The organism is Actinophytocola sp. (assembly GCF_035942955.1).
Lineage (GTDB): Bacteria > Actinomycetota > Actinomycetes > Mycobacteriales > Pseudonocardiaceae > DASYTH01.
On sequence record NZ_DASZCQ010000112.1, the window covers coordinates 18,957 to 27,898 of the forward strand.

Below are 8,942 nucleotides of genomic sequence, written 5' to 3' on the forward strand. Positions count from 1 at the left end.
GTTGCGTTGTTGAAGCGCTTCGATGAAGTGATCTTCAACCGCGGACCCCGTTCCCGCAGCTAGTCGGCATAACCCACAACCCAACCGCCCAGGATCGGCGACCATTGTCGAAGCGCTTCGACAGCAATTCGACGCGAGCCCGATGGAGCGTGCTCAATGAGGAAGCGACGTGTCCCTGCCCACCACCGCCGGCTCGGCGTCCTCGCCGTCTCCGTCGCACTGATGGTCAGCACGACCGGACCACTCGCGGCCGCGGACCAACCGCAGGCCTACCCGTTCAACGACACCGGCCTGGCGTTGAACGTGCGCGTCGACGATCTGCTCCGCCGGCTCACCCTGGACGAGAAGATCTCGCTGCTGCACCAGTTCCAGCCGGCCATCCCCCGGCTCGGCATCCCCGAGTTCAAGGCCGGCACCGAGGCCCTGCACGGCCTGGCCTGGACCACCGACCGGAACAACAACGGGGCCGTGGTGACCGCGAACGCCACCGTGTTCCCGCAGGCCATCGGGCTGGCCTCGACCTGGGATCCGGCCCTGATCAAGCGGGTCGGCTCGGTCGTCGGCGACGAGGCCCGCGGGTACAACTCCGAGGCTCCCGGCGTCTGGGGCGTGCAGCTGTGGGCGCCGGTGGTGAACCTGCTGCGCGACCCGCGGTGGGGCCGCAACGAGGAGGGCTACTCCGAGGATCCGTTGCTCACCGGGAAGATCTCCACCGCCTACGGCGCGGGCCTGACCGGCGACCACCCGACCTACCTCAAGACGGCGCCGGTGCTCAAGCACTACCTGGCCAACAACAACGAGATCCGCCGCGACACCACCTCGTCCAACCTGCGGCCGAGGGTCAAGCACGAGTACGACGAGCCGGCGTTCAAGGCGGCCATCTCCGCCGACGCCGCGACCGGCGTGATGGGCGCGTACAACCTGGTCAACGGCCGGCCCAACACGGTCAACCCGGACTTCAACGACGTGGTGCGCACCTGGACCGACAAGACCCTGTACAACGTCAGCGACGCGTTCGCCCCGTACAACCTGACCGGCTCCGAGCAGTACTACGCCACCAACCCGGAAGGCTTCGCCGCGACCCTCAAGGCGGGCCTGGACAGCTTCACCGTCGACAACCAGAACTCCGCGCCGACCATCGAGCACATCAAGGCCGCGCTCGCCCAGGGGCTGCTCACCGAGGCCGACATCGACACCGCGGTGCGGCACGTGCTCAGCGTCCGGATGCGGCTCGGCGACTTCGACCCCGACGGCGGGCCGTACGCCGGGATCACCAAGGACGTGGTGAACAGCCCGGCGCACCGGGCGCTGGCCCGCACGGTGGCCGGCGAGGCCATGGTGCTGCTCAAGAACACCGGCGCGCTGCCGCTGAACCCGGCACGGGCCAGGAACGTCGCGGTGATCGGGCCGCTGGAGAAGACGCTCTACACCGACTGGTACTCCGGCAGCCTGCCGTACCGGGTCACCCCACTTGACGGGATCAAGGAGCGGCTCGGCGCGGGCGCCACCGTGGCCGACACCGAGGCGGTGGACCGGATCGCGCTGCGCGACGTCGCCAGCGGCCGGTACGTCACCGCGGGGTCCGATGTGGACGGCGAGGTGCTCAGGGCGTCCGGCACGAGTGCCGGCGCCACCGAGCAGTTCGACGTGTTCGACTGGGGCCAGGGCGTGCTGACCCTGCGCAGCGTCGCCAACGACCGGTACGTCGAGCGCCAGGACTTCGGCGCCACCAGCCCGTTCGTCAACCGCGCGCCGCAGCCCCGGGACTGGTTCGTCCAGCAGCAGTTCAAGCTCGAGGATGCCGGCGACGGCACCTTCGTGATCCGGTACGCCGGCTTCGAGACCCCGAACGACTGGGAGGGCCCGAACAACTACGTGACCGTCACCGCCGACGGCACGCTGACGCTGGGCTCGCCGGACGCGGCCGGCGCGGCCAGGTTCACCAAGGAGACGCTCAGCCGCGGCATCGACGGCGCGGTGCAAGCCGCCACCGGCGCCGACGCGGCGATCGTGGTGGTCGGCAGCATGCCGTTCATCAACGGGCGCGAGGACCACGACCGGACCACGATGGCGCTCGCCGAGAGCCAGTCCGAGCTGATCAGGGCCGTGCACCGGGCCAATCCGAACACGATCGTGGTGGTGGAGAACAGCTACCCGACCACGCTCACCTGGGAGCAGCAGAACATCCCGGCGATCCTGTGGACCACCCACGCCGGCCAGGAGACCGGGCACGCCGTGGCCGATGTGCTGTTCGGCGACGTGAACCCGGCCGGCCGGCTCACCCAGACCTGGTACCGGTCCGACGCCGACCTGCCGAGCATCCTCGAGTACGACATCATCAAGACCGACCGCACCTACCAGTACTTCCGCGGCGATCCGCTCTACCCGTTCGGGCACGGGCTGTCCTACACCTCGTTCCGCTACAGCGACCTGCGGGTGAGCCAGGCCACCGTCCGTCCACATGGGACGGTCGAGGTGAGCGTCCGGGTGACCAACACCGGGCGCCGGGCCGGTGACGAGGTGGTCCAGCTCTACACCCACCAGCGCAGCTCGCGGGACAAGCAGCCGGTCCAGCAGCTGCGCGCGTTCCAGCGGGTGCACCTGGAGCCGGGCCAGACCAGGACGGTTCGGTTGAGCCTGGCCGCGCAGGACCTTGCGCACTGGGACGTCACCCGGAGTCGTTGGGTGGTCGAGCAGTCTGTTCACGACGTCCTTGTCGGTGCGTCGGCCGGGGACATCCGGCAGCGGGCCGCGGTTCGCGTTGATGGAGAGCAGATTCCGTCGCGCAACCTCGGGAAGGAAACCCGCGCGATCGACTTCGACGACTACAGCGGCGTCGACCTGGTCGACGAGAGCAAGGTGCGCGGCGACGCCGTCGGCGCGTCGGCCGGCGACTGGGTCAAGTTCACCGACACCGATCTTCGTGCCGGCGCGCGGGGCTTCACCGCGCGCGTGGCGCGGGCGGCGGCCGGATCCGCGTCGATCGAGGTTCGGCTCGACGACCCGGTGAACGGCCGGCTCGTCGGCACGATCCCGGTTCCCAGCACGGGGGACAAGTATGCCTACACGACGACGACCGGCAGGCTGACCGGCGCAAGTGGACGGCACGACGTGTACCTCGTGTTCACCGGCGATCTGCGTATCAGCACCTTCTCCCTGCGATAACAGGAGGTCTCCCGGATGCGCGCACGTTCCCTGCTCGTGGCGCTACTGACCATCGTCACCCTCACCGTCGCACCCGCCGTGCCGGCACAGGCGGCCAGCACCTGCACCGCCTTCGGCACGATCGACATGGGCAAGTACTGGCTCAACAACAACCTGTGGGGCCAGAGCTCCGGTTCCGGCTGGCAGTGCATCTTCAACAACTGGCAGTCCGGCGACACCATCGGCTGGGGCACCAACTGGTCCTGGTCCGGGCAGTCGAACTCGGTCAAGTCCTACGACAGCTCCGTGCTCGGCTGGCACTGGGGCTGGCGGCGGACCGGCACCGAGCTGCCGGTCCGGCTCAACGCCGGCCGGGACATCTTCACGTCCTGGAGCTACGGGCTGTCCGGGGTGACCGGAACGATGAACGTGGCCTACGACCTGTGGCTGCACGACATCGCCAACCCGGACTGGCAGAACAACCCGACTGACGAGGTGATGATCTGGACCCACCGGCAGGGCGGGGCAGGGCCGGTCGGCACCCCGCAGGCCACGGTCAACATCGCCGGCACGAGCTGGACGCTCTACCGCGGCAACATCGGGTGGAACGTCTTCTCGTTCGTCCGCAACTCCAACACCACCTCGGTCACCCTGCACCTGCAGGACTTCCTCAACAACCTGATCGGTAGGGGCTGGGTGCCCAACACCAAGTACCTGTCCAGCATCCAGGCCGGCACCGAGGTGTTCATCGGCAACGGGCAGCTCAACACCAACTCCTACATCGCGGATATCAGATGAGATCCCGGTTCCTCCCGGCGCTCGCCGCGCCGCTCGGCGTGGCGTCGGTGGTGGCCGCGGCGCCCGCCGCGGCCACCTGGGAGGAACCCGGGACGGTGGCCGCGGCCGGCACCGAGATCGGTCCCGATCACGGATGGCGGTTCCAGCCGGGTGATCCGGCCGGCGCGCACGAGCCGGGCTTCTACGACGGTGGCTGGCAGCGGGTGACGTTGCCGCACACGTGGAATGCCCGCGACGGCGAGGACGGCGGTTCGTACCACAGGGGACCGGGTTGGTACCGGCGCGTGCTGAGCGTGCCGGTCCCAGTCGCCAGCCGGCCGGGCGTGGACGTCTTCAACGTCAACGCCGAGCGGCAGCGGATGCTCGCCGGCCTGGACGTCGCCGCCGAGGCCGGCCGGAACACCGCCATGGACAAGGCTTTCCCGGTTCAGGTGACCGACGGCGTGCTGGACCTGAGCTCGTGCCGCGGCTCGGCGCGGCCACCGTCGCGGCCATCCACGTCTCTCCCCAGGAGACATCATGATTCGTAAGCTGCTCAGCGGGTTCCTGATGATCGCCACCCTGGTGGTCGTCCCCCAATCCTCGGCCGCGGAGCCGGACTCGCGGGCTCGGCACACCGTGACCTATGACCACTACTCGTTGCTGGTCGACGGCAAGCGGGTGTTGTTGTGGAGCGGGGAGTTCCACTACTTCCGGCTGCCCAGCCCGGAGTTGTGGCGCGACGTGCTGGAGAGGATCCGGGCCGCCGGGTTCAACGGGGTCTCGTTGTACTTCAACTGGTCCTACCATTCGCCGGCGCCCGGCGTGTACGACTTCACCGGGGTGCGGGACGTGGACCGGTTGCTGCGGCTGACCGAGGAGCTCGGCCTGTACGTCGCGGTGCGGCCGGGGCCGTACATCAACGCGGAGGTCAGCGGGGGCGGCTTCCCCGCCTGGCTCAAGCAGGTGCCGGGCCGGGCCCGGTCCAGCGATCCCGGCTACACCCAGGCGTACCGGGACTGGCTGGGCCACATCAACCCGATCATCGCGCGGCACCAGGTCACCCGGGGCGGCTCGGTGATCGTCTACAACGTGGAGAACGAATACGCGGTCAACACCGATCCCGCGTACATGCAGGACCTGCAGGACCAGGCCAGGGCGGCCGGGATCGACGTCCCGATCACCCACAACGCCTGCTGTGACGCCGCGTCGTGGTCGTCGAGCTGGGGCACGGGTCCCGGCGCGGTGCAGGTCCCGGGCGTCGATGACTATCCGCAGTCGTTCGAGTGTCAGACCCCGGACATCTGGGGGCCGTGGGGCCAGGGCGTCACCGAGCGGCTGCGCGAGGACGCTCCGGTCTACGCGGCGGAGTACCAGGCCGGGGCCATCGACCTCAACCGCGCGGGGTACGAGGGGTGCCGGGCGCTGACCGGGCCGAGCTACATGAAGTTCTTCTACAAGTCGAATCTCATCGCCAGCGGCGCCACCATGTTCGGCTACTACATGGCCTACGGCGGCACGAACTGGGGCTGGCTGTCGCAGCCCAACGATGTCTACACCTCGTACGACTACGGCGCCGCGATCACCGAGGCCCGGCAGACCACGGCGAAGTACGACGAGTTCAAGCGGCAGGGCTACTTCGCGACCACGGTGGCGCCACTGACCAAGACCGATCCTTCGGCCGCGCCGGCCCCGGCGAACCCGGTGCTGGCCGCGAGCGCACGGGCGAACCCGGACACCGGGACCCAGTTCGTGCTGGTGCGGCACGCCGACCGGGCGGCGACGACCGATGATCAGACCACTCTGGACTGGTCCACACCGGACGGCCGGTACACCGTGCCGGTGCGGGTGAACGGGCGGGACGCCAAGCTGCTGGTGGCCGGATACGACCTTGGTGGGCAGCGGCTGGTGTGGTCGAGCTCGGAGCTGATGACGCACGCGTTCATCGGTGGCCGGGACGTCGCGCTGCTCTACGGTCGCGAGGGCGAGTCCGGCTCGACCGTGCTGCGGTACCCGTCGCGGCCGCAGGTGCGGGTGCTCGACGGCGCGGTGCGGTCCTCCTTCGATCCGGCAACCGGGGACCTGCGGCTCGACTACGTCCACAGTGGACTGGCGCGGGTGCTGGTCACCGGCGGCGGGCGGCGCCCGGCGCTGCTGCTGCTCGGCACCGACGCGGCGGCCGCGCAGTTCTGGAAGCTGGACACCAACGCCGGTCCGGTGCTGGTCCGGGGCGGCTCGCTGGCCCGCTCCGCCCGGGTCGTCGGCGACACCGTGCGGCTGCGCGTGGACACCGCCGCCGACGGGGACCTCGAGGTGTTCGGGCCGGCGTCGGCGCGCCGGCTGGTCCTCGGCGTCGAACCGCTTCGATCCCGGCCGACCGCGAGCGGCTCGCTGCTGGCCAGGGTGCCCGGACCGGCGCCGGTGCGGCTGCCCGAGCTGTCCGGCTGGCGGTCCCGGACCGAGGCGCCGGAGGCCGAGCCCGGCTTCGACGACTCGCGGTGGACGGTCGCCGACAAGACCACCACGCTCAGCCCGGTCAAGCCGATGACCCTGCCCGTGCTCTACGCCGACGAGTACGGGTACCACTACGGCCACGTGTGGTTCCGCGGCCGGTTCACCGCCACCGGCGGCGAGACCTCGGTGCGGTTGAACGCGATCACCGGGAAGAACGGGATCTACCAGGTCTGGCTCAACGGCCGGTACCTCGGCTCGGCGGCCGGCGGCACGCAGGCCGACACCGACCCCGACAACCCAACGCCCAACCCCGACCCGGGGCGCGGCGACTTCGCGATCCCGGCCGGGCTGCTCACCCCGGGGTCGACCGCCACGCTCGCCGTGCTGGTCGAGAACATGGGCCACAACGACGACTGGATCGCCAACGACACGCGGTTCCGGCAGCCGCGCGGCCTGCTCGGCGCGTCCGTCGTCGGGTCGGCGGCGCCGATCGCCTGGCGCGTCCAGGGCATCCGCCCGGCGGCCGAGCCGGTCCGCGGCCCGCTCAACAACGGCGGCCTGTTCGGCGAGCGCGCCGGCTGGCACCTGCCGGGCGACGCGCACCGGGGCTGGCGGCCGATCGGCTCGCCGGCCGACGGAACGCTGTCGCCGGGGATCACCTGGTACCGCACCAGCTTCCGGCTCGACCTGCCGCGCACCCAGGACGTGACGGTCGGCCTGCGGTTCGGCGGGGACACGACCCGGCCGTACCGCGTGCTGATCTTCCTCAACGGCTGGAACGTCGGCAAGTACGTCAACGACCTTGGCCCGCAGCGCGACTTCGTGCTGCCGGCCGGACCACTCAACGAGCGCGGCGAGAACACCCTGGCGCTGGCGGTGATCGCGCCGAGCGCGTCGGACGGCGGGCCGGGGCCGGTCAGCCTGGTGACGTTGGGCAATCACCGAGGAGGTGCCCGCTGATGAATGGGCAAGGGTTCGACCGGCGCGGCTTCCTGCAGCGCACAACGATGGCGGTGGCCGCCGCGAGCACGCTGCCCGCCGTGCTGCCGGCGCCGGCGGCCGCGGACCATTCGTCGCCCCGAGGCAACCGGTACGGGCCGCAGAAGCGGTTCGTCGACTGGCGCTTCGGGATGTTCCTGCACTTCAACATGGGCACCTTCCACGACATGGAGTGGGTGAACCCCAACCAGGACCCGATGTCGTTCAACCCGACCGCGCTGGACTGCGGGCAGTGGGCCGACGCCGCAAGGGCCGCCGGCATGCGGTTCGCGGTGCTGACCGCCAAGCACCACGACGGGTTCTGCCTGTGGCCGTCCCGGTACACCGACTACGACGTGATGAGCAGCGGGCACCGGCGTGACATCGTGCGGGAGTATGTCGAAGCGTTTCGATCCCGCGGCGTGACGCCGTGCCTGTACTTCTCCATCTGGGACCGGACCAACGGCGTCGGGCCGCCGGTGTGGGACGAGCCGGCGCCGATCGACCTGGATCTGGTCAAGGGCCAGCTCACCGAGCTGCTCACCCGGTACGGCCCGGTGCCGCTGCTGATCTTCGACGGGTGGGCGTGGCATCCCCGCCTCGGCCACAAGACGATCTCCTTCGGCGAGATCCGCGCCCACGTGGCGTCGCTGCAGCCGGACTGCCTCGTGCTCGATCTCAACGGGCTGACCGTGCCATGGGACTCCGACCTGCTGTTCATCGAGGAGCCCAAGGGCAACGTGTTCGTCCCCGAAGGGAACACCTACGCGGCCAGCCAGGGCGTGTCCGTCTCCCCGGCCGGCTGGTTCTGGCACCCGTCGACCCCGTCGGCGCTGCTCACCCCGGAGCAGATCGTCGACGGCCACCTGCGCTGGCTCGAACCCAACTACTGCACGTTCATCCTGAACATCCCGCCGAACCCGCAGGGCCTGCTCGACGCCACCGTCGTCGAAACGCTTCGACAGGTGGGCTCGATGTGGCGCCCCGACCGCACCCGGCCGCCGCTGCCCGCCCAGCCGGACCAGCTCCGCTACCCGGTCACGCCGACCTCGGCGACCGCCACCAGCGGGGACGCCGCCCCCGCCATCGACGGCCACAGCGACTTCGGCTGGAACGGCCAGGCCGACCAGACCCTCTGGCAGGCCGCCGCCGCGCTGCCCCAGTCGGTCACGCTGGACCTGGGCCGGCTGCACGCAGGCATCGACACCCTCACCTACCTCCCTCGCCAGGACACCGCCACCAACTACCAGTACGACTACCTGACCGCCGGCAACATCACGGCCTACCGCGTCGAGGTCAGCCTCGACGGCTCACGTTTCCACGAGGTGGCGCGCGGAACCTGGCCGGGCGACCACACCCTCAAGCGCGCCCGCTTCCGCGCCCCGCTCGCCCGCTACATCCGCCTGGAAGCCCGCGCCACCGTCGACAACGCCCCGGCGAGCGCCAGCGAGATCAACGTCGGCGGCACCAACACCAGACCGCGCACGCTGAGCTGACGTCAGGTCGCGGGCGGCCCGCCGGGGCCAAGGAGGATGATCAGCTCGGTGGCCAGCAGGAGGTGCCCGTGGCGGGCCGGGGCGGCCGCCGCG

At 70.4% G+C, this 8,942-nt stretch carries 5 protein-coding genes; all 5 read left to right on the plus strand.

The genetic code is table 11. The features are described 5' to 3' along the window. Window positions 1-156 precede the first annotated feature (156 nt). The 5 genes from VGX25_RS11180 to VGX25_RS11200 are packed head-to-tail and all read left to right on the plus strand — an operon-like array spanning window position 157 to window position 8,849. Window positions 157-3,165 (plus strand): glycoside hydrolase family 3 protein, encoded by a 3,009-nt coding sequence (locus VGX25_RS11180; protein WP_326917585.1) that lies wholly within the window; start codon window positions 157-159, stop codon window positions 3,163-3,165. 15 nt (window positions 3,166-3,180) lie between these two features. Further along, window positions 3,181-3,942 carry a GH12 family glycosyl hydrolase domain-containing protein gene (locus tag VGX25_RS11185; RefSeq protein WP_326917586.1) on the plus strand — a complete coding sequence of 254 codons (762 nt, stop codon included), beginning with the start codon at window positions 3,181-3,183 and terminating at the stop codon, window positions 3,940-3,942. Next, window positions 3,939-4,472 (plus strand): hypothetical protein, encoded by a 534-nt coding sequence (locus VGX25_RS11190; RefSeq protein ID WP_326917587.1) that lies wholly within the window; start codon window positions 3,939-3,941, stop codon window positions 4,470-4,472. The genes VGX25_RS11185 and VGX25_RS11190 overlap by 4 nt, the downstream gene beginning before the upstream one ends. Further along, a complete protein-coding gene (locus VGX25_RS11195; protein ID WP_326917588.1) occupies window positions 4,462-7,335 on the plus strand; it encodes a beta-galactosidase in 2,874 nt (957 codons plus the stop codon). Before VGX25_RS11190 ends, VGX25_RS11195 begins: the two co-directional genes overlap by 11 nt. After that, window positions 7,335-8,849 (plus strand): alpha-L-fucosidase, encoded by a 1,515-nt coding sequence (locus VGX25_RS11200; protein ID WP_326917589.1) that lies wholly within the window; start codon window positions 7,335-7,337, stop codon window positions 8,847-8,849. Before VGX25_RS11195 ends, VGX25_RS11200 begins: the two co-directional genes overlap by 1 nt. Window positions 8,850-8,942: the final 93 nt, after the last annotated feature.